Consider the following 25,817-nt stretch of genomic DNA (forward strand, 5'->3'; position numbering starts at 1 on the left):
TCCTGTGTACGATCCTCGCCACTTCTACACGTACCAGAGCCATCGGGAGAGACGCACGTGTACCCGACCCCGCCCCCGCCGCCGTACCGCCCCGTTCACGCTCCCGTCCGGCGCTGGTGGCAGCATCCGGCCCTGATCATCTGCCTGTTGGTCTTCCTCCCGCCGGCGGGCATAGCCCTGGTCTGGACGAGCCGCTGGGACCGGAACAAGAAGATCGTCGCGACGGTCCTCGGCGCGCTGTGGTTCCTGATGGCTCTCGTCATCGGCCCGGAGGAGGAGAAGGCGGACGACAGGAAGGACGCGCCGAAGCCGACGGCCACGGCGGCCGCCGCTCCGACCCCCACCCCGACCCCCACACCGTCGGAGACGGAGGAGGCCCCGGTCATGCCCCGGCTCGTCGGCGGGAACTACGCGGACGCCGAGCAGCTCCTGACCGAGAACCTGGGCCGGGCGTACGCCGCCTACAAGGACGTCGAGCTGCCCGCCACCTACGCGAACTGGACCGTCTGCTTCCAGCGTCCCGACGCCGGCGCACCGGTCTCGTCGGCGGTCCCGGTGGTGTATCTGACGGCGCCGGGCGTCCCCTGCCCCAAGTCGCCCAACGAGGTGCTGCGCAAGCCCACTCCGAAGCCCACGCCCAAGCCCACGACGCAGCGGCCGACGCCCGCGCCGGAGCCCACCCGCACCACGGAGGCCCCGGAACCCACCGAGGAGCCCGGTGGCGGCAGTGTCTACTACCGCAACTGCTCGGCCGCCCGCGCCGCGGGCGCCGCCCCCGTCCGGGTGGGCGATCCCGGCTACGGCCGGCACCTCGACCGCGACGGCGACGGCGTGGGCTGCGAGGGCTGACCGCCCGAGCCCCGCACGCGGCCCGTTCCCTCGCGGGGGCGGGCCGTCCGCCCGCGCTCCCGGCTCCCGGGTCTGAACCATGCATGCGTGCTTGTTCGTTTCGCTGCCGCCGAGCTCGACGCGGTCCTGCACCGCCTTCGGCCAGATCGTGTCCTCATCCACTCCCAGCGCCCGCGCGGTTCCGCGCGTGCGGCGTGAGCCTCGCGTCCGCAAGCCGTCGTTGCAGCTGCTTCGGCGATCCCCCACCCGGTAGGCCGCCTCTCGGCCGGGGACGCGGGGCCGTCGTCGTACTCACAACGGCATTCCGGCGATGCGCGAGAGCCGCAACAACTCGGGGTTGCTCCGGCGGTGCAGGGAGGCGAGGACCCGGAAGACCTCGCGGGCCGTCGGGTGGATGCGGGCCATCTGCGGTGCCGCCTCCCACGCGGCGGACAGGTTCGCGAGGGCGGCCTCGCGGTCTCCGACGTCGAGGTGGGCACGGGCGACGTTCAGGCGCGACGGAGCGACCCGGGTGGCCGGCAGGCCGTCGAGGACCGTGTCGAGGTTCTCCGCGACGGCGAGGGCCTCCCGGGGGCGGCCGAGGTCGAGACGGGTCGCGAGGACGTGTGTGGCGGTGTTCTGTGGCCCGAAGATCATCGAGTGCCGGTGTGCGTCACCGCCGCTCCACCACGCCTCGGCCACGCGTTCGGCCGAGGCGATGTGCCGTTCGGCCTCGCGCGCGCCCTCGGTCTTGTCGTCAAGCCGCCCCGCGAGCGTCATCCCCCGCAGGTTCAGCACGCCGACGGCGAACGCGCGCTCCTCCCCGGAAAGCGTGGACTCGGCCCGGGTGAGGGCACGGTCCACGATCGTGAGGCCTCCCTCGGCGTCGCCGCCGTTCAAGTAGGCGCCCGCCCGGTCGCGCGCGGCGATGGCCTCCCCCAGCGGGTTGGGCTGCTGCTCGACGGCCCAGCGCTGCCGCGTCACGGCCAACTCGGCCATGTCCATCCAGCGGTGCCGTGCGGCGAGCCAGTAGACGGAGCTGTAGACCTCCGCCAGGGTCATCCAGGCATCGACCGTGTTCGCGGTGTGGGCGTACGTCGTGGCGCTGCGGAGCAGGCCCGGCAGCCGGGCGAGGACGTGACGGACGCGTGCGGCGTCACGGGCGTTCCGTACCGCCTCCACGGCGGCCAGCACGGCCGCTTCCTCGACCGGTGCGCGACCGGCTAGGTCGTAGTCCCGGACGGCCGACCGCAGTGCCGTGAGCCGCGGTTCGTCGTCCCCGTCGACGCGTGTCCTGCCCTGGACCTCGGCCATGGACAGGCCGAGGGCCCTGCCGATCGCCGCGGCCACGGTCGGCGTGAGGGTCCGGTCGCCCACCTCGATCTTGGACAGCAGCGACACGGAGACACTGGCCGTCCGGGCGAGCTGGGCCTGGGAGAGGCCGCGTTCCTTCCGGAGCAGGGCGAGGTTCGTCCCGGGTGCCACGTCGCTGGTCGTGCACATGCGATGAGTCCTACCCCGTCGGGAACCGGTCACGTCTCATGCTCACAGGCTCCGGGCACACCCGCACGGCCCTTGTGCAAGCCGTGTGCAAGCTCGCGAGCACGGAGCGCAGTTGACTGATCACACCCGATCGGGAAGCCCGTCAGGAAGTGAGCACACGATGAGCAAGCCGCCGCCCCCGCCGCGCACTCCGCCGCATGTCCGACCCGTGAGCGCCGCCGAGGCCGGCGTGGTGTTCCGTGAGCTCCGGGGTCCCATGGAGGCCGCCGACTTCCTGACGCGGGGGCTCTACCGCGAGCAGCGGGCGACCCGGGACGGGTCCCTGCTCGTCTTCGGGCTGGGCGAGGCCACCGTCGCCGGGGCGAACGCCTGCCTCCCGTACAGCCGCCCTCGCGCTGTTCCTGACCGGCGTGGCCGTCACCGCCGGCGCCACCCCCAGTAGCTCGACAGGCTGAGCCCGACGGCGGAGTCGGATCGACCCACGACCGTCGAGGACCCCGGTTCGAGTCCGGGCACGGGGACCCGGCCTCCCGGTTTCGGGGACGGCCGTACCGAGCACCACCCAACCGAAGGAGTGACCATGTCGGGAAGGCACGGCGGCGGTTCGGGCAGCGGATCCGGCGGTAGCCAGCAGGACGACAGCAGCAGCGGCCGACAGCACGGAGGGGGCGGCTCGGAGACGAGCGGCGGGAACTCCTCCGACGGCAGCGGCCCCGCGAAGAAGTAGGGGCGCAGGTGAGCACACGCGTAGAGGCGGCGGGCCCGGAGGGGCTCGCCGCCGCGCTCGTCGAGGCGGGCGCACTGGAAACGGACTGGCTGGACACGTACCGCGCCGTCCCCCGGGCCATGTTCGTTCCGGCCCGGGTCTGGCCCGGCATGCCCGAGGGCACTGAACAAGGCCCGCTCGTCGACCGCGCCGTCGACCCGCGGACATGGCTCGACGCCGTGTACTCGAACGTCCCGCTCACCACGCAGTGGGACCGGGGCGAGCACCAGGGCGACGAGCAGGGGACCACGCCGACGAGCAGCAACTCGCTACCGTCCATGGTGTTCGCCATGCTCGCCGACCTCGGCGTCGAGGCCGGGCACAGGGTGTTGGAGATCGGCACGGGGACCGGATGGAACGCGGCCCTCCTCGCCCACCGGGCCGGGGCCGGGAACGTCGTCAGCGTGGAGTACGACCCGTCCGTCGCCGAGCAGGCCCGGGAGACCCTCGCCGAGTTCGGCGGGCCGGCGCCGCTCGTCGTGACCGGCGACGGCCGAGCAGGGGTCGCCGACCAGGCGCCGTACGACCGGGTGATCGCCACCGCGTCGGTCGGCGAGGTGCCGTCGGCGTGGATCGAGCAGACGGTCGCCGGGGGCGTGATCGTCGCCCCATGGGGGCCGCTGTACGGCGGCGAGGCCATCGTGCGCCTCACTGTCGGCCACGACGGGCACGCCCGAGGCCTGTTCACCCGCTCGTCTGCGTTCATGCGGATCCGTCAGCAGTCGCCGGAGCTTCCCGAGCCGTCGGTGTACTTCCGGGGGCGGGAGTGGCCGGCCGGCGGGCAGCGCAGCACGACCACGTTGTCGCCCACGGCCCTCGGCGGGTGGGTGGAACAGTTCGTCATCGGGTTGGAGGTGCCCCGGGCGTTCTGGAGAACGGAACGGTACGACGACGGGGCGTACACCCTGTGGACGTACGACCTCGACGGGAGGTCGTGGGCGTCGGCCGACTACGCGCCGGAGCGCGCCCGCTTCGAGGTCGTGCAGGAGGGGCCTCGGCGCCTGTGGGACGAGGTCGAGGCCGCCTACCGGTGGTGGAACGGTCGGGGTCGGCCGGGATTCGAGCGCTTCGGGCTGACGGTCGGGCCGCGAGGCACGGTGGCGTGGCTCGACGACGAGTCGTGCCCGGTCCCGGAGGCCGCGCGGCTCCGGTGAGGGTTTGGACATGACGAAAGCGGCCCACTCCGGTGGGGTGCGGGCCGCTTTCGGGTGGGGATCATCGCGTGACGAGCTGCCGTACGGCCGTCACGACCCCGACGGGGGCGGCTCCACGGTCGCCGCCGTCGCCATGACGCGGGCGAGGCCGCATGCGGCGTACGGAAGCGAGACGGGCCGGTCCAAACATGCATGCATGCTTGATTGTTTTACGGGTGGCTGTCAAGGTCTCCCCAAGTCGTACCCCCACACGTGATCCTGGCGACCACCTTCCACCACTCCCACCTCTCCCCAGGGGGCCTGCATGGTGTTCCACAGCGAGTACGAGGCCGTTTCGACCGTTTCCCTGCCGATCCACGACGCGGTGCTCGGCCGTGCCGCCGAGCGTGGGGACGCGCCCGCGCTGATCGACGGGGCCGGGGAGCTGACCCTCACGTACGGGCAGGTCGACGCCTTCCACCGGCGGGTGGCCGCCGGGCTCGCCGAGGCCGGGGTGCGGAAGGGGGACGTGCTCGCGCTGCACAGCCCCAACACCGTGCTCTTCCCCATCGCCTTCTACGCCGCCACCCGTGCCGGGGCGGCCGTCACCACCGTGCACCCGCTCGCCACGCCCGAGGAGTTCGCGAAGCAGCTCAAGGACTCCGCCGCGCGCTGGATCGTCACCGTCTCGCCGCTGCTCCCGGCCGCCCGCGCCGCCGCCGAACTCGCGGGCGGCGTCCGGGAGATCTTCGTCTGCGACCAGGCGCCCGAAGGACCCGGCGGCGAGGGCGTGCGGTCGTTGCAGTCCTTCCTCGGCTCGACCGGGCCCGTGCCCGAGATCGACGTCGACCCAGACGAGGACGTCGCCGCGCTCCCGTACTCCTCCGGCACCACCGGCGTCCCCAAGGGCGTGATGCTCACGCACGCGTCGATCGCCACGAACCTCGCCCAGCTGGACCCGGTCATCCCCATGGGCCCCGGTGACCGGATTCTGGCGATCCTTCCCTTCTTCCACATCTACGGCCTGACCGCGCTCATGAACGCGCCCCTGCGCCAGGGCGCCACCGTCGTCGTCCTCCCCCGTTTCGAGCTCGACACCTTCCTCGGCGCCATCCAGAAGCACCGGATCAACGGCCTGTACGTCGCCCCGCCGATCGTCCTCGCCCTCGCCAAGCACCCGGCCGTCGCCGCCTACGACCTGTCCTCCCTGGAGTACGTCGTCAGCGCCGCCGCCCCCCTCGACGCGGCCCTCGCCGAGGCCTGTTCCGCCCGGCTCGGACTGCCGCCGGTCCTCCAGGCGTACGGCATGACGGAGCTCTCCCCGGGCACCCACGTCGTCCCCCTCGACGCCGAGAACCCGCCGCCCGGCACCGTCGGCAAGCTGCTGCCCTCCACCGAGATGCGGATCCTCTCCCTCGACGACCCGTCCGAGGACGCCGCCCCGGGCGAGGAGGGCGAGGTCGCCATCCGGGGGCCGCAGGTCATGAAGGGGTACCTCGGCAGGCCCGACGCCACCGCCGCCATGATCGACGCCGACGGCTGGGTCCACACCGGCGACATCGGGCGCGTCGACGCCGACGGCTGGCTGTACGTCGTCGACCGCGTCAAGGAACTCATCAAGTACAAGGGCTTCCAGGTCGCCCCCGCCGAACTCGAAGCGCTCCTCCTCACCCACGGCGGCGTCGCCGACGCCGCCGTCATCGGCGTCACCGACGCGGAGGGTACGGAGATACCCAAGGCCTTCGTCGTACGCCAGCCCTCGGCGCCCGGCCTCACCGCCGAGGACGTCATGGCACACGTCGCCGCACGGGTCGCCCCGTACAAGAAGGTCCGCAGCGTCGAGTTCGTCGACACCGTGCCCCGGGCGGCCTCCGGGAAGATCCTCCGAAGGGAACTGAGGGACCGCGCATGACCACCACGCTCGTGACATCGGCCGAGGACCGGGGCATCACCACCCTCACCCTGAACTCCCCGGCCACCCGCAACGCCCTCTCCGCGCCCCTCGTCACCGAACTCGCCGACGCGCTCACCGCCTGCGGAAAGGACCCGGCGGTCCGTGCGGTGGTCCTCGCCCACACCGGTACGACGTTCAGCGCGGGCGCCGACCTGAAGGCGCCGCCCAGCCCGTACGCCTTCGTCGACCTGCTCCGGCAGATCGTCGAGCTGCCGAAGCCGGTCGTCGCTCACGTCACCGGGCACGTCCGGGCCGGCGGCCTCGGCCTGCTCGGCGCCTGCGACATCGTGGTGGCCGGGGAGACCTCGGACTTCGCCCTCACCGAGGTACGGATCGGGGTCGCCCCCGCCGTCATCTCCCTCACCCTCCTCCCCAGGCTGGAACCGCGCGCGGCCGCCCGTCACTACCTGACGGGGGAGCGGTTCGGGGTCCCGGAGGCGATCGCCATGGGTCTCGTCACCGACGGGGACGCGGCCCTCCCCGGCATCCTCGACGCCCTGCGCGCCGGGTCCCCGCAGGGCCTGCGGGAGGCGAAGCGGCTGGTCACCGCTAGAGTCCTGGAGACCTTCGAACGCGACGCGGAGGACCTCGTGCAGAGGTCGGCCACGCTCTTCGCCTCCGCCGAGGCGCGCGAGGGGATGACGGCCTTCCTCGAACGACGGGACCCTCAATGGCGGCTGTGACCGCGCCCAAGCAGGACAGGAGCCGCGCCACCCGGCAGCGGCTCCTGGAGGCGGCCGTGTCCTGTCTGGCCGAGCACGGCTGGGCGGGCTCCACGGTCGCCGCCGTCGCGGAACGGGCCGGCGTCTCCCGGGGCGCCGCCCAGCACCACTTCCCGACCCGCGAGGACCTGTTCACGGCCGCCGTCGAGTACGTCGCCGAGGAACGTTCGCAGGCGCTGCGGTCCCTGCCGTCCCGCGACCGCCACGAGGCCGTCGCCGCGCTCGTCGACCTCTACACCGGGCCCCTCTTCCGGGCCGCCCTCCACCTCTGGGTCGCCGCCTCGGGCGAGGACCAGCTCCGCACCCGCGTGACCGAGCTGGAGGCCCGCGTGGGCCGCGAGTCGCACCGGATCGCCGTCGAGGTGCTGGGCGCGGACGAGTCCCGCCCGGGCGTCCGCGAGACCGTCCAGGGCCTGCTGGACATGGCCCGCGGCCTGGGCCTCGCCACCCTCCTGACGGACGACCGCGCCCGCCGGGAACGGGTGGTGTCCCAGTGGGCCCACCTGCTGGACGAGGCCCTGGCGTAACCGTCGCGTCCACGGCGGCCGGGCGCACGCCACGACCACCGCCCGCAGGTTCCAGGGCGTCCGGGCTCCCGCCCCCGCCGGGGCCCAGGTCCGTGCCTTCGGACCTCCGTGCGCCCGCCCGGAACCCCCTCGCGCCCCTTCCGGAATTTCCTGCGCCCCCTCGGGCTTCCCCCTACGTGACCCGGACCACAGTCGTTCGACCCCTGCCGCAGTACTGTGGTCGCATGCCCCTGCTCGTACGCCGTCGCCACGTGGACTTCGTCCGCGTCACGAGCATGAGCTGTCGCCGCTCCGCCTGACCCTCAAGGGCACCACCACCGCCCCCCGGGTCCCTCGTTCCGAGCCCAAGCCGACCGGCACCCGTGGCCCCCGCCCCACCCCTGGCGGCCGCTCCGGGCACCCGTAGACCCCGCGGACGCATCCATGACTCTCAGCTCGTCCTCCCCGCAGCCGACCAGCAGCCCGAAGACCCGGAGCTCGTACGCCTCGCAGCTCCCGATCGTCGACCTCTCCGCCGCCGACCGCGGCCCCCAGGCCCGGCGTCTGCTCCACGCGCAGCTCCACTCGGCCGCCCACGACGTCGGTTTCTTCCAGCTCGTCGGGCACGGTGTGACCGAGGCCGAGACGCGGGCCCTGACCTCCGCGATGCACGCCTTCTTCGCGCTGCCCGAGGCCGACCGGCTCGCCCTCGACAACATCAACTCGCCGCACTTCCGCGGCTACACCCGCATCGGCGACGAGCGGACCGCCGGCGCCCGCGACTGGCGCGACCAGCTCGACATCGGCGCCGAGCGCCCCGCGCGCACCCCCGCGCCCTGGGAGGCCCCGTACTGGTGGCTCGAAGGTCCCAACCAGTGGCCCGCCGCGCTCCCCGAGCTGCGGACCGCGGCCCTGCACTGGGTGGACCGGCTCAGCGGGGTCGCCGAGCGTCTGCTGCACGAGCTGCTGGCGTCGATCGGGGCGCCGCGCGACTTCTACGACGACATCTTCGGCCCGCGCGCCCACCCGCACCTCAAGCTGGTGCGCTACCCGGGCAGCAGCGGCGAGGGCGACGACCAGGGCGTCGGCGCGCACAAGGACTACGGCTTCCTCACCCTGCTCCTCCAGGACCAGGTGGGCGGGTTGCAGGTCCAGCGCGAGGACGGGAACTTCCACGACGTGCCGCCGCTGCCGGGCGCGTTCGTCGTGAACCTCGGCGAGCTGCTCGAAGTGGCGACCAACGGCTATCTGCTCGCCACCAACCACCGGGTCGTCTCGCCGCCCGGGGCGACGGAGCGGTACTCGGTGCCGTTCTTCTACAACCCGCGGCTCGACGCCCGGATCTCGCCGCTCGTCTTCCCGCACGCCGAGACGGCGCCCGGTGTCACGGCCGACCCGGCGAACCCGCTGTTCGCGGAGTACGGCCGCAACGAGCTGAAGGGCAAGCTGCGGGCCCACCCGCTGGTGGCGGCCCGCCACCACGCGGACCTGCTGCTGCACCCGGAGTCCCAGCCGGCGCTGTCGGCGTAGCCGGGACGGCGCGTGACCGGTGGGCGAGCCGCCCACCGGTCCGGGCCCCCGCGACCCGTACGGAAACGACGTCCGCGACGCCCGCGGCGACGGCCCTGACTGTGCGGGTCGGGTCGTCGCCGTGGTCGTCGCGGCAGCCGGCGGGGGGCGGGATCAGCCCGCGATGTCGCCGTATCCCTCGATCTCGCGCGGGTTCCGCTGGCCCGGGCCCGTGTAGAGCGCGGACGGGCGGACCAGGCGCCCGGTGCGCTTCTGCTCCAGGATGTGCGCCGACCAGCCGGCCGTGCGCGCGCACGTGAACATCGAGGTGAACATGTGCGCCGGGACCTCCGCGAAGTCCAGGACGATCGCCGCCCAGAACTCGACGTTGGTCGCCAGGACGCGGTCGGGGCGCCGGTTGTGCAGCTCTTCGAGCGCGGCCTTCTCCAGCGCCTCGGCGACCTCGAAGCGCGGCGCCGCCAGCTCGCGGGCGGTGCGCCGGAGCACGCGCGCGCGGGGGTCCTCGGCGCGGTAGACGCGGTGGCCGAAGCCCATGAGGCGCTCGCCCTTGTCGAGGGCCTGCTTCACGTAGGCGGTGGCGTCGCCGGTCCGCTCGATCTCCTCGATCATGCCGAGGACGCGGGAGGGCGCGCCGCCGTGCAGGGGGCCGGACATGGCGCCGACGGCACCGGAGAGGGAGGCGGCCACGTCGGCACCGGTGGAGGCGATCACACGCGCGGTGAACGTGGAGGCGTTCATGCCGTGTTCGGCGGCCGAGGTCCAGTAGGCGTCGACGGCCTTGACGTGCTTCGGGTCGGGCTCGCCGCGCCAGCGGATCATGAAGCGCTCGACGACGGACTCGGCCTTGTCGATCTCGCTCTGCGGGACCATCGGGAGGCCCTGGCCGCGCGCGGACTGGGCGACGTAGGAGAGGGCCATGACGGCGGCGCGGGCGAGGTCGTCGCGGGCCTGCTCGGCGGAGATGTCGAGGAGCGGCTTGAGGCCCCACACGGGGGCGAGCATCGCGAGCGCGGACTGCACGTCGACGCGGATGTCGCCGGAGTGCACCGGGATCGGGAAGGGCTCGGCGGCCGGCAGGCCCGGGTTGAAGGCTCCGTCGACGAGGAGTCCCCAGACGTTGCCGAAGGACACGTGGCCGACCAGGTCCTCGATGTCGACGCCGCGGTAGCGGAGCGCGCCGCCTTCCTTGTCGGGTTCGGCGATCTCCGTCTCGAACGCGACGACTCCCTCGAGCCCGGGTACGAAGTCGGACATCAGGCGGCTCCTCTATCGATGATCGATCAACCGAGTGCTGGTCGATGGTGGGGATTCAACAGTCGTCCAGCCCCGAGTCTGTACGGTTCCGATGATGCGGGGAAGCGTGACATCCGGCACAGTGCGTCGATTCGGCGAGTATGGATTGGCGGCACGTGGTGCCGGGCAAACTGCGGGGCTGCGGCAGGATGGCCCCGTGACCGATCCCGTGACCGATCCCGCGAACGATCCCCAGAGAGGCGCCGTGAACGACGCCGTGGATCCCGCCGACATGCGCGAGCAGTACCGCACCACGGAGCTGTCGCCGGCCGACCTCGCGCCCGAGCCGATCGCGCAGTTCACCCGCTGGTTCAAGGAGACCGTCGCGAACCCGGCGATCCACGAGCCGAACGCGATGGTCGTCTCCACGGCCACCCCCGACGGCCGGCCGTCGGCCCGCACGGTGCTCCTGAAGCACTACGACCGGGCCGGGTTCGTCTTCTTCACCAACTACGACTCCCGCAAGGGCGTGGAGATGGCGGCCAATCCGTACGTCGCGCTGCTCTTCCCCTGGCATCCGCTGGCCCGCCAGGTCGTCGTCACCGGCCGCGCCGAGCGCATCGGCCGCGACGAGACGGTCGCCTACTTCCGCACCCGCCCGCACGGATCCCAGCTCGGTGCCTGGGCGAGCCGCCAGTCCTCGGTGATCGCCTCCCGCGAGGAACTCCTCGCCCGGTACGAGGAGCTGGCCGCCCGCTACCCCGGGGACGCCCAGGTGCCGGTTCCCCCGGAGTGGGGCGGTGTCCGGGTCGTGCCGGACGCGATCGAGTTCTGGCAGGGCCACGAGAACCGCCTCCACGACCGCCTCCGCTACGTCCGTGAGGACGGGCCGGACGGCCCGGACGCGCGGGACGGCGAGACGTGGCGCGTGGAGCGGCTGGCGCCCTGAGCGGCCCGGGCCCCGGGGCCCCGGCGCCCGAAGCCGCGAGTGCCCGCCCTCCCCGTGACCGAATTCGTTTCCGCGGTGCAACGATTTCGGTGAAGGTGATGTGCTCTGCGTCACGTTCCAGTTGAATGGCCGCAGCATGGGGGGTGCCGGGATGAGTGCTTTCACGGGGTCCGCGAGCGAGACCGCTTCCGTTCCCGGGGCGGGGGCCGATCTGCTGGCCGCGCTGCTCGACGGGATGGACGCGGCGCTCTGCGCGTTCGACGCCGACGGGACGGTCACGCACTGGAACCGCGAGGCCGAGCGCATCCTCGGCTGGTCCGCCGAGGAGGCCGTCGGCAGGCGCGGGTTCGAGGGGTGGGCCGCGCGCAGCGCCGACGCCGAGGAGACCCTGGGCCGGCTGATGGGGGTCATGAAGGGCCCCGGGCGGCAGGTCCACGAGCTGGCGCTGCTGCGCAAGGACGGCGGCCGGGTGCTCGTACGGAGCCAGGCGGCCGGAGTGCGCGGCGCGGACGGCAGTCCGGCCGGGGTGTACTGCGCGTTCAGCGAGGTCCACGTCCAGCTCGACCTGGAGCGGTCGGTGGCGCTCAGCGAGGCCCTGTTCGAGGACGCCTCCTGGGGGGTCGTCCTCGTCGACGCCGATCTGCGCCCCGCCATGGTCAACGGCCACGCGGCCCGCGCCTTCGAGACCGGGCGCACGGCCCTGCTGGGGCGCCCGCTGGGCGATGTCGTGGTGCACGGCGCGGAGGAGCTGGAGGCCGCGCTCCAGCACGTCCTGGCGGAGGGCACGCCGCCCGCGCCCGCCGAGGTGTGGGTGACGCTCCGGACCTCGGCGGGGGAGCGGCGCCGGTGCTGGCGGAGCGGCTTCCTGCGGCTGTCCTCGCCGATGGCGGAGGAGCCGGTGCCGCTGGGGGTGGCCTGGCTGTTCCAGGACGTCACGGAGGAGCGGCTCGCGACGCGGGACGCGGACCGGCTGCGGTTCCGGTGGAGCCAGCTGCACCGGGCGGGCGCGGCGGCGGCGGAGTGCGAGGACCCGGCGGAGGCGGCGACGGTGCTGCTCGACTTCGCCCTGGCGGGCTTCGCGGACCACGCCCTGGTCGACCGGATCGCGGGCGAGCGGCGGCTGACCCGGGCCCTGGCCACCCCGGCGGGCGGTGCTCCCGGCCCGTCCTCGCCGGTCGTCGGCGGCGGTATCCCGCTGCGGTACGGGCCGAGGCACCCGGCGCTGCAGGCCTGGGACCGGGTGGGCACGGTGCGGGCGAGCGCGGGCCGGACGGCCGAGGTGTGGGCGGAGGCCCACCAGTGGCCGGGGGACGCGGCGCACGCGGTGTGCGTGGTGCTGCGCTCCCGGGGCCGGACGCTGGGTGTCCTGACGTTCCTGCGGGCCGCCTGCCGCAAGCCCTTCGAGCGCGAGGACGTGGTCTTCGCGGAGGCGGTGGCGTCCCGGGTGGCGGCGGCCCTGGACCTGGCCGACCCGGCGTAGCCGCCGCGCGCGGCGGCCACCCGGGGGCGGGGCTCAGTGCCGGTAGAAGATCCGGTCGCCGTACTCCGTCATCACGCGGCCGTTCCACTCGTGCCCGCCGTCGACGTTCCCGGAGCGGAGCAGCGGCGGCTCGATGCCGCGCCGGACGAGCTCCTCGGCGGCGGCGGCGAGCGTGGCCTGCATGAGGGCGCTGGTGACGACGGTGGAGGCGGGCGCGAAGGGGGCCTCGATGCCCTCGTGGGTGAGTTCGGCGTCGCCGACGGCGATGCGGGAGTCGAGGACGATGTCGCAGTGGTCCTTGAGGTACGTCCCCGAGACGTGCCGCGACTTGGTCTCCGTCGCGTACGCGACCGAGGTGACGCCGATGACGGTGAGGCCGAGGGCGCGGGCGTTCATCGCCATCTCGACGGGCAGGGCGTTGCGCCCGGAGAGGGAGATGATGATCAGGACGTCCCCGGCCTTGGCGGGGGAGGAGTCCAGGACCGCTCCGGCGAGGCCGTCGACGCGTTCGAGGGCGGAGCCGAGCGTCGCCGGCATGACGTCGACGCCGACGACGCCGGGGACGACGAGCAGGTTCATGAGGGCGAGGCCGCCGGCGCGGTAGACGACGTCCTGGGCGGCGAGGGAGGAGTGGCCCGCGCCGAAGGCGAAGAGCCGGTTGCCGTTCGCGACGGCCTCGGCGATCGCGGTGCCCGCCGCGGCGATCTCGGCGGAGTCGCCGTCGCGGACCTGCTGGAGCAGGCCGATCGCGGCGTCGAAGAACTGTCCGGCCAGCTTGCTCTCGCCCGCGCTGTCGCCCATTCCAGAAGCTCCTTGTTCGTCGCCGTCGTGTCGTGGTCGTGCCCTGGTCGCCGATCACGGTGCGGTCTGGACCATTGCTCTGTCAATACCACCTGTGGACGGCGAGACCCGGTTGTCGGCGCGATGCGTCAGAATTGGTGCAGGGCCAGCGCACGACTCATCGAGGGGCACGTATGTCCGGACTGATCGACACAACGGAGATGTATCTCCGCACCATCCTCGAGCTTGAGGAGGAAGGTGTGGTCCCCATGCGTGCCCGGATCGCCGAACGGCTCGACCAGAGCGGGCCAACGGTGAGCCAGACGGTGGCCCGGATGGAGCGCGACGGTCTGGTGGCCGTGGCCAGCGACCGGCACCTGGAGCTCACGGACGAGGGCCGCCGCCTCGCCACCCGCGTCATGCGCAAGCACCGCCTCGCGGAGTGTCTGCTCGTCGACGTGATCGGCCTGGAGTGGGAGCAGGTGCACGCCGAGGCCTGCCGCTGGGAGCACGTGATGAGCGAGGCCGTGGAGCGGAGGGTCCTGGAGCTGCTGCGTCACCCGACGGAGTCGCCGTACGGGAACCCGATCCCGGGCCTTGAGGAGCTGGGCGAGAAGGCGGAGGCGGAGGCCTTCCTCGACGACTCGATGGTCTCGCTCGCCGATCTGGACGCCAGCGAGGGGAAGACGGTGGTCGTCCGCCGGATCGGCGAGCCGATCCAGACGGACGCGCAGCTGATGTACACGCTGCGGCGCGCGGGCGTGCAGCCCGGCTCCGTGGTGTCGGTGACGGAGTCTCCGGGCGGTGTCCTGGTGGGTTCGAGCGGCGAGGCCGCCGAGCTGGACGCGGAGGTCGCTTCGCACGTGTTCGTCGCGAAGCGCTGAACCCGGGCGCGGGACCGCGCCGCCTCCTTCCCGGGGGTCCCCGGGAAGGACGCGGCGATCCCGTCGGCGGAAGGGCGCGGCGACTCCCGGTCATAGGGACGAGATCCACCTCCGGTGGGCGGATGACGGGCCGTCATGGTCGCCCCGGGCCGGTCACGACCGGCCGGCGGATCGGCGGGATGGGAGCTCAACGTCCGTCGCGCGCCCCGGTTTACGCCGGAATGGCCACGCCCGCGCCCTCGCCGTGCCACGCTGGTGCGAGAGGTGCGATACCGGGGAGGGGTGGGGCCGTGCAGCGAGCGGATGCCGGACGCCCGGATCGGTCCACCGCGCCCCGGGCGGATGTCGGGCCGCCGGCGCGGACCACCGCGCCCCGGACGGCTGCCGAACAGCCGACGCGGGTGGCCGTGGACCGGACGACAGAGGGCCCCGGCGCCCTCGGGCGCCGGGGCCTGTCCTCCCCTGAGCTGACCTGGAGCCCCGAGCTCTCAAGGTCAATCCCCTCGGACCGTTTTCCCCGAGCGGTCCGCCTCCCGTTCAAGATCTCCCCTCGGCGGCGAGGGTCAATCCTTGAGCCCTGTCACTCGAACGAGGGGTGTTGTGCGGCAGGAGCGCATTTTCGAATGCGAGTTCGATAGTCTGGCGAGGTTCGACGGCAGGAAGAGGGGGTGCCAGGGATGGCGCGACGACTCGACGTCACCGGGGCCGACGGCGTACGGCTGGCGGCCTGGGACTTCACGCCCACGTCCGCCCCGCGGACCGGCCCCGGGGTCTTACTCCTCCACGGCCTGATGGGCCACGCGGCCCACTGGGCCCCGGCGGTCGCCCGCCTCGCGCGGGCCGCGGAAGACCGGGGAGCCGGGGAGCCGGGAGCCGTCGGCCCCGGGATCCCCCGTACCGTCGCCCTCGACCAGCGCGGGCACGGGCACAGCGAGAAGCCCGCCGCCGGCCTCTTCACCCGCGAGGCGTACGTGGCGGACGCCGCCGCCGCCGTCGAACAGCTCGGCCTCGGCCCGGTGACCCTCATCGGCCACTCCATGGGCGCCCTCACCGCCTGGCAGCTCGCCGCCGAGCGGCCGGACCTCGTCCGCGCCCTCGTCATCTGCGACATGCGCGCCTCGGCGCTCGGGGCCGCCTCGCAGCGCGAGTGGCGGGACTGGTTCCGCCGCTGGCCGGCCCCGTTCCCCTCGCTCGACGCCGCCCGCCGGTGGTTCGGCGAGGACGACCCGTGGGTCGAGCGGCCGAACCCGGCCCGGGGCGCCTTCTTCGCCGAGGTCATGGCCGAACGGCCGGACGGCTGGGGCCCGGTGTTCGACCCCGAGCAGATGCTGACCTCCCGGGAGACCTGGGTCCACGACGCCCACTGGGAGTCGCTCGCCCAGGTCCGCTGCCCGACGCTGGTCCTCCGGGGCCTGGACGGCGAGCTCGGGCGGGCGGAGGCGCAGGAGATGGTCCGGGTGCTGCCCCACGGGTCGTACGCGGAGATCCCCGACGCCGGCCACCTCCTCCACTACGAGCACCCGGACGCCTGGCGCGAGGCGGTCGGGCCCTTCCTGAACGGGGTGCTGACGCCGTAGAGCGGCCCCCCGGGGGGCGAGCGGGAAGCCCGGATGTTGGCGTGCATCGTGCGGCGGGATACCGTCCCTCTCGCGGCGCGTCCGAGGTCTTCTCCGCGCCGCCTCAGGGAGGGAACGCATGCGCACTTCTATGCTGCGGCGCCTGGCCACGGTGGCCACGGCGCTGGGGCTCAGCTCCGCCGGGCTCCTCGGCGCGGGCGCCGCGCCGGCCCAGGCCGTGGTCCAGGACTGTCCGAAGGGCTACTTCTGCGCCTGGAAGACGGACAACGCCACCGGCACGATGTACAAGACGAAGACGAACGCGCCGACGCTGGGCTCCTGGGACAACGCGTTCCGGACGATCGCCAACCGCACGGACAAGTTCGTCTGCACCTACGACAGCCCGAACTACGCGGACGCCCTCGGCGGCTCCGTCCGGGACCCGGACCCGAACCTCAGGGACTGGGGCGGCCCCGGCAGCAACTCCGTCAGCTCGGTGAAGTTCGTGCCCACCGCGCGCGAGTGCAGCGAGTCGGCGTACCCGTCGTGGCACTCCTACACGTCGCCCAAGGCCGCCGGTTTCGGCGACCTGAACGCCGACCGCAAGGCGGACGTCGTCGTCCGCGACACGGCGGGCCGCCTCTGGTTCCTGCCCGGCGACAACACGGGCCGGATGATCGGCAGCGGCGGCTGGAACGCCATGAACACCCTCACCCGGCACGGCGACTTCAGCCGCGACGGCCGGGAGGACGTGATCGCCCGCGAGGCGGCCACCGGCAAGCTGTGGCTCTACCCCGGCACCGGTACGGGCGCCCTCGGCGCGCGCAAGCTGATCGGCAGCGGCGGCTGGAACAGCATGGACCGGATCACCGCGTTCGGTGACCTGTCCGGCGACGGCCGCGCGGACCTGATCGCCGTCGAGAAGGCCTCGGGCAAGCTCTGGCTCTACCCGGGCACCTCGACGGGCACCCTCGGCGCCCGCAAGCTGATCGGCAGCGGCGGCTGGAACGCGATGAACACGCTGGTCGGCGCGGGCGACATGAACGGCGACGCCCGCCCCGACCTGATCGCCCGCGAGGCGGCCACCGGCAAGCTCTGGCTCTACCCGGGCACGACCGGCGCGGTCGGCTCCCGCCAGCTGATCGGCTCCGGCGGCTGGAACGTCATGGCCTCGTTCCTCGCGGTCGGCGACTTCGGCTCCGACGGGCTCAACGACCTGGCGACGATCACCACCAGCGGATACGACGGCGAGGGCTGCCGAGGCGTCGGCTGCCTGGTCCTCTACGGCGGCACGGGCACGGGCAAGCTCCGCGCGGGCCAGCCGGAGATGAGCGCGTGGTGGGGCCTGAACGGCGCGTTCTGACGCGCCGGACGGGCAACCGAAGGTCTCCGCTCCGGGGTACGGGGCGGAGACCTTCGCCGTTGTCAGACGAGGGTGAGGAAGTCGCCCCAGGCGGCGGGGGAGACGGAGAGGGAGGGAAGGTCGGTGTCCTTGGAGTCACGGACGTGCACGGCGCCGGGGCAGGCGGCGACCTCGACGCAGTCGCCGCCCTGGTCGCTGCTGTAGCTGCTCTTGAACCAGTTGAGGTCGGTGCTCATAGCTCTCGTGCCACCTGTTCGATGAGTTCTGCTGACTCCTCCGGGGTGAGGGCCTGAGCCCGCAGGGCGCTGTAGCGGGCGAAACAGTCCCCGACATCCGGCTGTTCGCTGAGAAAGTACCTGCCACCCTGGCCCTCGACGTAGACGAGCTGACTACGGCGTTCGTGGGTCTCCAGGAGGGTGAACGAACCGCTGAGCCCGGCGTGAGTTCGCCGTCCCTCGTCCATCACCTGAACCGTGACGTTCCGCAGGTCGGCGCACTCAAGCACGTACAGCAGATTCCTTCGGAGTACCTCCGGACCGCCGAGCGGCTTGGTGATCGCGGCCTTGTCGAGGACGAAGGTCACGATCGGGGCGGGCTTGCGGCGGAACAGTTCCTGCCTCTTGATGCGAGCCGCCACCATCGCCTCGACTTCCTCGTCCTCCCAGGCCGGAATGGCGCACTCGAAGACTGCCCGGGCGTACTCCTCGGTCTGGAGCAATCCGGGGATGAGGATGGCCTCGTACTTGTGGACACCGGCGGCCTTGGCCTCCTCCTCCACGTAGTCCCCGAACCAGGCCGCGATTCCACTCGCCGTCACCTCCCCGGCCACTGTCAGCAGTGCACCGTGTGCACCCACCATCCGATCCGCGATCTCGACGAAATTTCCTCTGCCTCGCCGATCGCCGCGCTCGATCATGGCCACCTGGGACTTGGAATATCCGGCTTCCCGCCCCAGGGCCTCCTGTGAGACACCCGCCCTTTCGCGGTAGAAGCGCAGCAGCGCGCCGAACGCCTTCGCGGCGCCCGGGCCTCCACTGTTCCCCTTGTTCACAGCCCACCTCCCCGAGTGCACAGTCCCGCACAACCGGACTGTGTCGCTGGTCACAGGAGAACACGGCCTCCAAGCTGGCCGCATGAATCTGCGCAAGTCGCTTGACACCGCACCCTCTTGGGTGCCCGCAACCGGTCATGCCCTCCGTCACGCGGGCGTGCACTTCGACGCCGTACGGATCGGCGGGTTCCTCGGTGAGGACGTGGCGTACCGCCTGATGGCGTTCACGGATTTCCAGGCGGGCCCGATCGTGCGGGAGGCGACGGGTGAGCGGAACCTGTACTTCCTGCTGCCGCCCCGCACCGCCGGGGACCACGTGTGGCCGGCGCCGTCGAGGGCGCTGAGCGGCGGCGGGAGGAGTGAGTCGTACGTGGGGATCCCGGCGCTGACCGGGGCGACGTGGCCGCTGGACTGGCGGTCGCGGCCGACGCTCGAAGATCCGTTCGTAGAGCCGGAGTTGTTGCATCAGCTGGTGAAGTGTGCGGTACGGTGACCGCGACATCACGCTCCGTGAGAATGGGAGCGGCCCCCGGTGGTGCGCCAACACCAGTAGCCCGGGGACCTTCACCACTAGTGGATCTGGAGTCCACCAGAAATGCTTCGGCATGTTATCGCGCCGGTTCGTTGCTTCACGATGGTCTCGAAGAACCTCGTGTCCCATCCGCGTCTGAACAGCGACGCGAAGATCCTCCTCATGCACGTCCAGGGCCTTCCCGAGGACGCGCCGGAGAAGCCCCTCCACCAGCACGCCACCGACCTGGGGATCAAGCTCCGTGCCTATCAGCGGGCGAAGGAGTTCCTGATCGCCTGCGGGCTGCTCCACGAGTGGAAGTCGCAGTGCGAGCGCGGGTACTGGACCACCGCGCAGCTGCTGTCCAACGTCACCCTCACGCGTGAAGAGGCGGTCGCGATCCGGGACCGGGTTCCGGCGGCCGGGGAACCGACGAGCGGTTCTCCGAGGGCCCGGACCACCGGTCACTATCCACCGGAAGACGAAGACTTTGGTAGCAAGACTTCCTCCCACCCACCCACCCAAGCGCGCGCGCCGAAATCGCGGCGCTCGCCGCTACCGCCTCCGGCGCCGGAGGCGTACGCAGCCCAGGAGCCGCGACTGACCCTGGAGCCGCAGCCGACCCCGGCGCCCGTGCAGGAGCCGCCGTCGGCCCCGGCACCCGACCCCGCCCCGGCATCCGACCCCGCTCCCGAGCCGCAACCGGCTCCCGAGCCGCAACCGGCTCCGAAGCCGCAACCGGCTCCCGAGCCGGAGGGCGGCGGTGCCGAGGGGCAGGCCCCCGAAGTCGCCCTGGCGGAACGCCTGCTGCTCTCGCTCCGGCACCGGAACCGGGACCTGCTGCTCGGGGTGCGGGAGGCCAGGGGGCTGGCCGAGGCGGCGGCGGAGTGGCTGCGGAGAGGCGTGTCGGCCGCTGATCTGCTGCATGCGCTGTCGTCTCATCTGCCCCGTGACGGCGTCCGTTCGGCGGCGGGGTTCCTCAGGCACCGCCTGGTCGCGAAGCTCCCGCCCGCCGTGAGCGAGCCGCTTGCCGCGACCGGGGCCCTCGGCCACGCGACCGAGGCTCCCGGCCACGAGGCCTGGGCCCCGGCGGCTCCCGTCCCCAAGCCGCTGATCACCTGCGACGGGCCGGGGAACACCCACGTGTTCCGGCCCACCGGCGACGAGACCTTCTGCGGCCCCTGCCGCACGGAGGAGGCCTGGAAGACCCATGAGCGCCGGTTCCAGCCCCGCCCGACGACCCCGTTCACGCCCTGGCGGGACCGCGTGGACAAGGTCGTTCGGGAGCGGCTGGGTTGAAGCCGCCCGGCGGACTCCCCGCCCTCGCCCGAGCGTCCTGCCGACGAGTCGCGTACAACCCCTCCGACCTCCCGTGAGTCAGACCGTGCGGCGCCCGTGGGAGCGCGCGCCGCTTCGATCTCCCTGGGGGGAAGCCTTGAACTCCGCACGTCCGACCCGCCGCCGTGTCTCCGCAGCGGCCACCGTCGTCCTCGCCGTCACGCTCGGCGCGGGCGCCCTGGCCGTGCCGGCGACCGCGGCTCCCGCACCCGCGCCGGCCGCCGCGCCCGCCGCCCCGGCGAACGCGCCCCTGCCGTTCCCGAAGGACGCGAGCCTGGCCGCGGCCGGGAAGACCGGCTTCCTGTCGTACACCTGGCAGACGGGGTACCAGTGGACCCGGTACGGGGACGGCACGACGACGAAGCTGGACGTCTCCCAGGTCGACTCCACCGCCTCGGACGTGATCGTGTCCGGAGACGGGGAGAGCATGAGAAGTTCCAAGATCGTCAAACTCCACGACATGGCCGTCGGCGGTGCCCCCGTCACGATCGACCTCGGCGCGCTGAAGCTCAGCTACGTGAAGGGCGTCTCCCGGGACACGGTCCTGGCGACGGCCATCCGTCAGGACCGCACGGAGGAGCCCCGGCTCGTCACCCGCACCGGAGCCGCCGTCACCCAGAGGACGATCACCGGCATCCCCGCCGCCGCCCGGCGTGTGCAGTCCACCGTCGCGCGCGACGGCTCCGTCCTCGTCTCGTACTACGTGTGGAACGAGGAGGGCAGTTCGCCCGGGTACCACCTCGCCCTGGTGGACCTCGCCACCGCCTCGGTGGTCTCCACCCACGACACCGACTCGGTGGTCCACCCCGACGAGAGGTGGGGGTTCAGCGCGTTCTCCGACACCCACCTGGCCTGGACACACTGGAAGGACGACAGCCCCCAGCACCTCGTGGTGGCGGACCGGGCCACCGGCGCGGAGACACGGCTGGACCTGGGCGACGGGGACGCGCTCACGGGCGGTCTGCTGGGCTCGTGGGCGATGTACGCCCAGCCGTCGACCCTCGAAGGGAACGGTCTGGGCGGCAGCGGGCAACCGCTGATCCCGCTCAGGGCGAAGTCCCCGGTCCGGGACGCACCGATCACGATCCTCGACTACACCGAGCGGATCGTGCCCGGCCCGGACGGCACCTTCCTCGCGCGCGGCGGCACCCTCGACAAGGGCGAGGGGCTCTACCGGATCGCCCTCGGCACGGACGGCATGCCGGCCGCCGAGCTGATCGCCTCCACCGGCGAGCCGACGGAGCTCGTCTACCTCGGTGCGCAGTTCCCGCAGACGCTCGACCTGGACACCGCCCCGCTGCTCAAGTGGCAGCTGTCGCGGAACAACGCCGACATCGACCTCACGGTCACCCACCGTCGGACCGGCAAGACCTTCACCAAGTCGTTCTCGCTCTACACCGAGTCCGCCGGCAGCCCCTACCTCTGCGCGGACGACGTCGTCTGCGTCTCCTGGTCGACGATCGTGGACGAGTCCGAGATGGGCGCGGACGCCCGCATCGGCGAGTACGACTGGTCCTTCAAGGCCACCCCGCAGAACGGTGTGGGCCCGGCCGTGGAGGCCAACGGCTCCTTCTACGGCATCAAGACCTCCGCCCCCCACGACCTCAAGGACAACGGCACCCCCGACCTGCTGGCCCGCGACGCCCAGGGCGTGCTGTGGCGGACCGACACCAGGTACGACACCTCGAAGAAGCGCCTCGTCGCGGACGGCGAGCGCATCCGGGTCGGTGGCGGCTGGCAGGGCTACGACCGGATCGAGGCCGTCGGCGACATCGTCGTGCGCGGCGCCGCCGACTTCGTCGCCCGGGACCGGGACGGCGTGCTCTGGATGTACGACGGGGCCGGCGTCGGCTACAACGTGACGTTCCCGCCCCGGACGCGGATCGGCGGAGGCTGGAACACGTACACCCAATTCACCGGCGGCAGCGACCTGACCGGCGACGGCCGCGCGGACCTCGTGGCCACCGACAAGGCCGGTGACCTGTGGCTCTACAAGAGCATGGGCCGGAGTGAAGAGCGCCCCTTCGAGAAGCGCAGGAAGATCGGCCGGGGCTGGGGGATCTACAACCAGATCACCGCCACGGGGAACATCGGCGGCGGCCCGGCCGGTGACCTCGTCGCCCGCGACAGGAGCGGCGTCCTCTGGCTGTACCTGGGCAGGGGCGACGGCACGTTCGCGCCCCGCACCAGGATCGGCGGCGGCTGGAACGCGTACACCGACACCATCGGCATCGGCGACGGCAACGACGACGGCCGCCCCGACCTCCTCGCGTACGGCCCCGGCGGCGCCGCGTACCTCTACGCCGGTACGGGCGACTACAAGGCGCCGTTCGCGGGCCGCACGGCCGCCGGAGTGCTCGGCGGAGGCACCTCGTACAACCTCGTCTTCTGACGCGGAACGCCGTACGCGGGGCCGGTCCTCCACCGCGAGGACCGGCCCCGCGGTAAATCCCTCGACACCGGTCGCGGTGATCGGGGACGCTGCGCGCGATGACAAGAATCGACGACACGCCGCCCGCGTGGGACGAGCGCAGCCAGCTCACCGCGTTCCTCGACTACGCCCGTGACACCGCCCGCGCCAAGTGCGAGGGGGCCTCCGCGGAGAACGCGCGCAGGTCCGTCCTGCCGGGCTCACCGCTGATGACCCTGAGCGGACTGGTCAACCACCTCCGCTGGGTCGAGTACTACTGGTTCCAGGTGGTCTTCCTCGGCGAGGAGGACGAGGGCCCCTGGACCGACGAGGACCCCGACCGCGAGATGCGGATCGCCGTCGACTTCCCGCTGGAGCGGCTGCTCGACGAGTACGCGGCGCAGAGCGCCCGCTACCGCGAACTGGTCGCGGCGAGCGACCTCGACGACAAGGCGAAGCGGGCCGTCCGCGAGGGCCGCCACGTCGACCTGCGCTGGATCCTCCTCCACCTCGTCGAGGAGACGTCCCGTCACAACGGTCACCTCGACATCGTGCGCGAACTGCTCGACGGCACGACCGGCGACTAGCTCCGCCGCACGGCTGGAGGAGCAACCGCCCTTCGCCTGAACGAAATTCGATCATTCGACAGCGACGCATTGACTCGATCATCGAGCGCTCATACCTTCTGGCCGCAGCAGACCTCCAGAAAGGCGTTGCGCCATGAGTCTCAGGTCAGTCGAGGGGCGCAGGGCGATGAGCCGCGGGCTCGTCTCCCTCGCCCTCGCGTTCACCGGAAGCGTCGCGGTCTCCGACGCCACCGCCTCGGCCGCGGGCGGCACCACCTACGTGGACTGCTCGCGGCCGACGGCCGGCGACGGCAGCCAGGCCTCGCCGTTCCACAGCATCGCCCAGGCCAACGCGAGGACCTACGGACCCGGCGACACGCTCGCCTTCGCGTCCGGCACCACCTGCACCGGCGCCCTCGCCCCCCGGGGCAGCGGCACCGCCTCCGCGCCCATCACCCTCACCTCCCACGGCACCGGCGCCCTGCCCGTCATCGACGGCGGCGGCGCTCCCGACGCCGTCTCCCTGACCAACCAGGACCACTGGCGGATCAGCGGCCTCAGACTGACCAACCCCGCCGCCACCCTCGCCCGCCGCACCGGACTGCGGATCTCCGCCACCGACGGCACCGCCCACCGGGGCTTCGACATCGGCAACCTCGTCATCGACCGCGTCGCCGGACAGACGAGCAAGAACAGCCCCACCACCGAGGACTTCGTCCAGTCCGCCGGCATCGTCACCGGCGCGAGCGGCACGAACTCGACGCTGAACGACGTGTACGTCCACCACAACCGGGTCGCCGACACGGGCGGCGGCGGCCTCAAGATCCGCGTCGGCGCCATGGCGGTCAAGGGCACCGGCGTCCTGGTCGAGCACAACGTCGTCGAGGACGTCGGCGGTGACGGCATCATCGTCAGCTACGCCGACACCCCGATGATCCAGTACAACAACGCCTCCGGCGTCGGGAACGGCGTGTACCCCTTCTCCGGAGGCAACTTCGCCGGGATCTGGGTGCTCGGCGACCACAACCCCACCATCCAGAAGAACGCCGTGTACGGCATCACCCGGATGTCCGTCGCCGACAGCCAGGCCTTCGACTGCGACTGGGGCAACACCGGAACCTGCCTGATCCAGTACAACTTCAGCCGCGACAACATCGGCGGCTTCTTCCTCGACTGCGACGGCTGCGGCACCATCGGCGGCGCCCGGCAGGTCATCCGCCACAACATCTCCGAGAACGACTGCCGCATGAGCAGCGTCAGCGCCGGACGCTCCGCGCTGCACATGTACAACAACGTCTTCTACTGCACGGACAGGAAGTTCTCCGTCACGCTCCCGGACGAGAGCGTCGTCGAGAACAACATCTGGGTGGGCACCGCCGACTCCCGGCTGCCCACGGCGGCCGGGATCTCCTACCGGTGGAACGTCTTCCAGGGCGTGCCCCGCCCTACCGCCAACGGAATCGCCGGCGACCCGCACTTCGTGAACCCCGGCACCGGCGGCGACACGATCCACTCCGTGGACGGCTACAAGCTGCGCTCCACCTCCCCCGCCCTGGGCAACGGCTCCGTGATCAGCGGCAACGGCGGCCGCGACTACTGGGGGAACCCGGTCTCCACGACGGCGAAGCCGCACCGGGGCGCCTACAACGGCCCCGGGCTGTAGGAGCGTGAAGGGGGCGTGCCGGGCCGGCCACGCCCCCTGAGATGCAGGTCACATCCGCCCGTGTCACATCCCGGCGCGCTCGTTCCGTCCTGTGTGTGTACGCAACGACCACGACGGAGGAACTCGCCATGAGCGCTCGCCTGAACATGTTCACCAGCCCGATCGCCGGCAAGGTCTGGAAGCACATCATCGCCGCGGGCAAGGCTCTGGAGGGCTCGACCCTGCCCGCCGCCACGCAGGAGCTCGTGAAGATCCGCGCCAGCCAGATCAACGGGTGCGGCTTCTGCCTCGACATGCACATCAAGGACGCCCTCGCCGCCGGCGAGGACTCGGTCCGGCTCCACCTGGTCGCCGCCTGGCGCGAGGCCACCGTCTTCACCGACGCCGAGCGCGCGGCCCTCGAACTGGCCGAGCAGGGCACCCGCCTCGCCGACGGCGGCGGCGTCTCGGACGAGGCCTGGGCGAACGCCGCCAAGCACTACGACGAGGAGCAGCTCGCCGCCCTGGTGACCGCGATCGCCATCATCAACGCCTTCAACCGGGGCAACGCGATCATCCAGCAGCCCGCCGGCGACTACCAGCCCGGCCGGTTCGCGTAACGACCACCGCACCCCGTAACCCCACCACCCCGAGAGGCAACGTCCCATGAACGTCGCGCTGTGGATCGTCACCGGACTGCTCGCCCTCGCCTACCTGGCCGGCGGCGGCTACAAGGTGGTCACCCCCAAGGCGCGGATCGCCGCGGCCGGGCCGAGCGGTCGGTGGGTCGAGGACTTCAGCGCCGGAGGCGTGAAGGCCATCGGCGCCCTTGAGGTCCTGGCCGCCCTGGGCCTGGTCCTGCCCGCCCTGCTCGGCGTCGCGCCGGTGCTCGTCCCGCTCGCCGCCGTCGGGCTGCTGATCATCATGGTGGGGGCGGCGATCACCCGGCTCCGGCGGCACGAGACGAAGCTCGTGGGGGTGGATCTCGTCTACATCGTCCTGATCGCCTTCGTGGCGTGGGGCCGCTTCGGCCCGGAGGCCTTCACCGGCTGACCGGACGGGACGCGCAGCGAACGGCCGGGGGGGGGGGGGGGGCCCCCGGGCGCCGCGCC

The 25,817-nt window shown here is 72.5% G+C and carries 25 protein-coding genes; 20 read left to right on the forward strand and 5 right to left on the reverse strand.

Annotated features, from left to right (window positions below; all coding sequences use genetic code 11):
* Nucleotides 1-57: 57 nt before the first annotated feature.
* Nucleotides 58-849 carry an excalibur calcium-binding domain-containing protein gene (locus tag ABT129_RS38065; protein WP_502981843.1) on the forward strand — a complete coding sequence of 264 codons (792 nt, stop codon included), beginning with the start codon at nucleotides 58-60 and terminating at the stop codon, nucleotides 847-849.
* 291 nt (nucleotides 850-1,140) lie between these two features.
* Here the strand turns inward: ABT129_RS38065 and ABT129_RS21555 are convergent, their stop codons facing one another.
* Complete coding sequence (locus ABT129_RS21555) at nucleotides 1,141-2,331, reverse strand: helix-turn-helix domain-containing protein (protein ID WP_351903768.1); 1,191 nt, start codon at nucleotides 2,329-2,331, stop codon at nucleotides 1,141-1,143.
* A gap of 208 nt (nucleotides 2,332-2,539) precedes the next feature.
* Here ABT129_RS21555 and ABT129_RS21560 point away from each other — a divergent pair, with 208 nt between their 5' ends.
* The 7 genes from ABT129_RS21560 to ABT129_RS21590 all read left to right on the forward strand — a co-directional run bounded on the left by ABT129_RS21560 (nucleotide 2,540) and on the right by ABT129_RS21590 (nucleotide 8,942).
* Entirely contained in the window at nucleotides 2,540-2,773 is a 234-nt protein-coding gene (locus ABT129_RS21560; RefSeq protein WP_351903771.1) for a hypothetical protein, read from the forward strand.
* 138 nt (nucleotides 2,774-2,911) lie between these two features.
* Nucleotides 2,912-3,058, forward strand: a complete 147-nt coding sequence (locus ABT129_RS21565) for a hypothetical protein (RefSeq protein ID WP_351903774.1) — start codon at nucleotides 2,912-2,914, stop codon at nucleotides 3,056-3,058.
* 8 nt (nucleotides 3,059-3,066) lie between these two features.
* Nucleotides 3,067-4,251, forward strand: a complete 1,185-nt coding sequence (locus tag ABT129_RS21570) for a methyltransferase domain-containing protein (RefSeq protein ID WP_351903775.1) — start codon at nucleotides 3,067-3,069, stop codon at nucleotides 4,249-4,251.
* Between the two features lie 304 nt (nucleotides 4,252-4,555).
* Complete coding sequence (locus ABT129_RS21575) at nucleotides 4,556-6,142, forward strand: AMP-binding protein (RefSeq protein ID WP_351903778.1); 1,587 nt, start codon at nucleotides 4,556-4,558, stop codon at nucleotides 6,140-6,142.
* Nucleotides 6,139-6,867 (forward strand): enoyl-CoA hydratase family protein, encoded by a 729-nt coding sequence (locus ABT129_RS21580; RefSeq protein WP_351903781.1) that lies wholly within the window; start codon nucleotides 6,139-6,141, stop codon nucleotides 6,865-6,867. Before ABT129_RS21575 ends, ABT129_RS21580 begins: the two co-directional genes overlap by 4 nt.
* Nucleotides 6,855-7,433: a TetR/AcrR family transcriptional regulator gene (locus ABT129_RS21585; protein ID WP_351903783.1), complete on the forward strand. Its 579-nt coding sequence runs from the start codon at nucleotides 6,855-6,857 to the stop codon at nucleotides 7,431-7,433. Before ABT129_RS21580 ends, ABT129_RS21585 begins: the two co-directional genes overlap by 13 nt.
* 423 nt (nucleotides 7,434-7,856) lie before the next feature.
* Nucleotides 7,857-8,942 (forward strand): isopenicillin N synthase family dioxygenase, encoded by a 1,086-nt coding sequence (locus tag ABT129_RS21590; protein ID WP_351903786.1) that lies wholly within the window; start codon nucleotides 7,857-7,859, stop codon nucleotides 8,940-8,942.
* A 153-nt stretch (nucleotides 8,943-9,095) separates the two neighbouring features.
* Here the strand turns inward: ABT129_RS21590 and ABT129_RS21595 are convergent, their stop codons facing one another.
* Nucleotides 9,096-10,196, reverse strand: coding sequence for a citrate synthase 2 (locus ABT129_RS21595; RefSeq protein WP_351903789.1), 1,101 nt, complete (start codon nucleotides 10,194-10,196; stop codon nucleotides 9,096-9,098).
* Between the two features lie 244 nt (nucleotides 10,197-10,440).
* On the opposite strand from ABT129_RS21595, the gene pdxH reads away from it, so the two are divergent.
* Nucleotides 10,441-11,124 (forward strand): pyridoxamine 5'-phosphate oxidase, encoded by a 684-nt coding sequence (gene pdxH / locus ABT129_RS21600; RefSeq protein WP_502981845.1) that lies wholly within the window; start codon nucleotides 10,441-10,443, stop codon nucleotides 11,122-11,124.
* Between the two features lie 151 nt (nucleotides 11,125-11,275).
* Nucleotides 11,276-12,604 (forward strand): PAS domain-containing protein, encoded by a 1,329-nt coding sequence (locus ABT129_RS21605; RefSeq protein WP_351903792.1) that lies wholly within the window; start codon nucleotides 11,276-11,278, stop codon nucleotides 12,602-12,604.
* Between the two features lie 33 nt (nucleotides 12,605-12,637).
* Here the strand turns inward: ABT129_RS21605 and ABT129_RS21610 are convergent, their stop codons facing one another.
* Nucleotides 12,638-13,405: an SIS domain-containing protein gene (locus ABT129_RS21610; protein ID WP_351903795.1), complete on the reverse strand. Its 768-nt coding sequence runs from the start codon at nucleotides 13,403-13,405 to the stop codon at nucleotides 12,638-12,640.
* A gap of 173 nt (nucleotides 13,406-13,578) precedes the next feature.
* On the opposite strand from ABT129_RS21610, the gene ABT129_RS21615 reads away from it, so the two are divergent.
* From ABT129_RS21615 to ABT129_RS21625, 3 genes are all read left to right on the forward strand, one after another.
* Entirely contained in the window at nucleotides 13,579-14,268 is a 690-nt protein-coding gene (locus ABT129_RS21615; protein ID WP_351903798.1) for an iron-dependent transcriptional repressor DtxR, read from the forward strand.
* A gap of 677 nt (nucleotides 14,269-14,945) precedes the next feature.
* Nucleotides 14,946-15,845 (forward strand): alpha/beta fold hydrolase, encoded by a 900-nt coding sequence (locus ABT129_RS21620; protein ID WP_351903801.1) that lies wholly within the window; start codon nucleotides 14,946-14,948, stop codon nucleotides 15,843-15,845.
* A gap of 118 nt (nucleotides 15,846-15,963) precedes the next feature.
* The gene (locus ABT129_RS21625) at nucleotides 15,964-17,187 is read left to right on the forward strand and encodes an FG-GAP-like repeat-containing protein (RefSeq protein WP_351903804.1); all 1,224 of its coding nucleotides are present in this window, start codon (nucleotides 15,964-15,966) and stop codon (nucleotides 17,185-17,187) included.
* 62 nt (nucleotides 17,188-17,249) lie between these two features.
* Here the strand turns inward: ABT129_RS21625 and ABT129_RS21630 are convergent, their stop codons facing one another.
* Both ABT129_RS21630 and ABT129_RS21635 read right to left on the reverse strand, forming a co-directional pair.
* Nucleotides 17,250-17,423, reverse strand: a complete 174-nt coding sequence (locus ABT129_RS21630; RefSeq protein WP_351903807.1) for a DUF397 domain-containing protein — start codon at nucleotides 17,421-17,423, stop codon at nucleotides 17,250-17,252.
* Nucleotides 17,420-18,238 carry a helix-turn-helix domain-containing protein gene (locus ABT129_RS21635; RefSeq protein WP_351903810.1) on the reverse strand — a complete coding sequence of 273 codons (819 nt, stop codon included), beginning with the start codon at nucleotides 18,236-18,238 and terminating at the stop codon, nucleotides 17,420-17,422. The genes ABT129_RS21630 and ABT129_RS21635 overlap by 4 nt, the downstream gene beginning before the upstream one ends.
* Here ABT129_RS21635 and ABT129_RS21640 point away from each other — a divergent pair.
* The 7 genes from ABT129_RS21640 to ABT129_RS21670 all read left to right on the forward strand — a co-directional run bounded on the left by ABT129_RS21640 (nucleotide 18,231) and on the right by ABT129_RS21670 (nucleotide 25,758).
* Nucleotides 18,231-18,731, forward strand: coding sequence for a hypothetical protein (locus ABT129_RS21640; protein WP_502981844.1), 501 nt, complete (start codon nucleotides 18,231-18,233; stop codon nucleotides 18,729-18,731). The genes ABT129_RS21635 and ABT129_RS21640 overlap by 8 nt on opposite strands.
* 141 nt (nucleotides 18,732-18,872) lie before the next feature.
* Nucleotides 18,873-20,048 (forward strand): hypothetical protein, encoded by a 1,176-nt coding sequence (locus ABT129_RS21645; RefSeq protein WP_351903813.1) that lies wholly within the window; start codon nucleotides 18,873-18,875, stop codon nucleotides 20,046-20,048.
* Nucleotides 20,049-20,184: 136 nt separating this feature from the next.
* Nucleotides 20,185-22,479, forward strand: coding sequence for an FG-GAP repeat domain-containing protein (locus ABT129_RS21650; protein ID WP_351903816.1), 2,295 nt, complete (start codon nucleotides 20,185-20,187; stop codon nucleotides 22,477-22,479).
* 98 nt (nucleotides 22,480-22,577) lie between these two features.
* Nucleotides 22,578-23,084: a DinB family protein gene (locus ABT129_RS21655; RefSeq protein WP_351903819.1), complete on the forward strand. Its 507-nt coding sequence runs from the start codon at nucleotides 22,578-22,580 to the stop codon at nucleotides 23,082-23,084.
* Nucleotides 23,085-23,217: 133 nt separating this feature from the next.
* Entirely contained in the window at nucleotides 23,218-24,726 is a 1,509-nt protein-coding gene (locus ABT129_RS21660) for a right-handed parallel beta-helix repeat-containing protein (RefSeq protein WP_351903821.1), read from the forward strand.
* Nucleotides 24,727-24,854: 128 nt separating this feature from the next.
* Nucleotides 24,855-25,325, forward strand: a complete 471-nt coding sequence (locus ABT129_RS21665) for a carboxymuconolactone decarboxylase family protein (RefSeq protein WP_351903824.1) — start codon at nucleotides 24,855-24,857, stop codon at nucleotides 25,323-25,325.
* Between the two features lie 46 nt (nucleotides 25,326-25,371).
* Nucleotides 25,372-25,758 (forward strand): DoxX family protein, encoded by a 387-nt coding sequence (locus ABT129_RS21670; RefSeq protein ID WP_351903827.1) that lies wholly within the window; start codon nucleotides 25,372-25,374, stop codon nucleotides 25,756-25,758.
* Nucleotides 25,759-25,817: the final 59 nt, after the last annotated feature.

Source organism: Streptomyces sp. NPDC002057 (assembly GCF_040296665.1).
Taxonomy (GTDB): domain Bacteria; phylum Actinomycetota; class Actinomycetes; order Streptomycetales; family Streptomycetaceae; genus Streptomyces.

Excerpts from the sequence above, each read along its gene's own strand:
- ABT129_RS21655 (WP_351903819.1), top strand. The coding sequence starts at position 22,578 with ATGACAAGAATCGACGACACGCCGCCCGCGTGGGACGAGCGCAGCCAG.
- ABT129_RS21595 (WP_351903789.1), bottom strand. The coding sequence starts at position 10,196 with ATGTCCGACTTCGTACCCGGGCTCGAGGGAGTCGTCGCGTTCGAGACG.
- ABT129_RS21610 (WP_351903795.1), bottom strand. The coding sequence starts at position 13,405 with ATGGGCGACAGCGCGGGCGAGAGCAAGCTGGCCGGACAGTTCTTCGAC.
- ABT129_RS21670 (WP_351903827.1), top strand. The coding sequence starts at position 25,372 with ATGAACGTCGCGCTGTGGATCGTCACCGGACTGCTCGCCCTCGCCTAC.
- ABT129_RS21605 (WP_351903792.1), top strand. The coding sequence starts at position 11,276 with ATGAGTGCTTTCACGGGGTCCGCGAGCGAGACCGCTTCCGTTCCCGGG.
- ABT129_RS21630 (WP_351903807.1), bottom strand. The coding sequence starts at position 17,423 with ATGAGCACCGACCTCAACTGGTTCAAGAGCAGCTACAGCAGCGACCAG.
- ABT129_RS21585 (WP_351903783.1), top strand. The coding sequence starts at position 6,855 with ATGGCGGCTGTGACCGCGCCCAAGCAGGACAGGAGCCGCGCCACCCGG.
- ABT129_RS21580 (WP_351903781.1), top strand. The coding sequence starts at position 6,139 with ATGACCACCACGCTCGTGACATCGGCCGAGGACCGGGGCATCACCACC.
- ABT129_RS21615 (WP_351903798.1), top strand. The coding sequence starts at position 13,579 with ATGTCCGGACTGATCGACACAACGGAGATGTATCTCCGCACCATCCTC.
- ABT129_RS21575 (WP_351903778.1), top strand. The coding sequence starts at position 4,556 with ATGGTGTTCCACAGCGAGTACGAGGCCGTTTCGACCGTTTCCCTGCCG.
- ABT129_RS21555 (WP_351903768.1), bottom strand. The coding sequence starts at position 2,331 with ATGTGCACGACCAGCGACGTGGCACCCGGGACGAACCTCGCCCTGCTC.
- ABT129_RS21620 (WP_351903801.1), top strand. The coding sequence starts at position 14,946 with ATGGCGCGACGACTCGACGTCACCGGGGCCGACGGCGTACGGCTGGCG.
- ABT129_RS21625 (WP_351903804.1), top strand. The coding sequence starts at position 15,964 with ATGCGCACTTCTATGCTGCGGCGCCTGGCCACGGTGGCCACGGCGCTG.
- ABT129_RS21645 (WP_351903813.1), top strand. The coding sequence starts at position 18,873 with ATGGTCTCGAAGAACCTCGTGTCCCATCCGCGTCTGAACAGCGACGCG.
- ABT129_RS21565 (WP_351903774.1), top strand. The coding sequence starts at position 2,912 with ATGTCGGGAAGGCACGGCGGCGGTTCGGGCAGCGGATCCGGCGGTAGC.
- ABT129_RS21590 (WP_351903786.1), top strand. The coding sequence starts at position 7,857 with ATGACTCTCAGCTCGTCCTCCCCGCAGCCGACCAGCAGCCCGAAGACC.
- ABT129_RS21660 (WP_351903821.1), top strand. The coding sequence starts at position 23,218 with ATGAGTCTCAGGTCAGTCGAGGGGCGCAGGGCGATGAGCCGCGGGCTC.
- ABT129_RS21665 (WP_351903824.1), top strand. The coding sequence starts at position 24,855 with ATGAGCGCTCGCCTGAACATGTTCACCAGCCCGATCGCCGGCAAGGTC.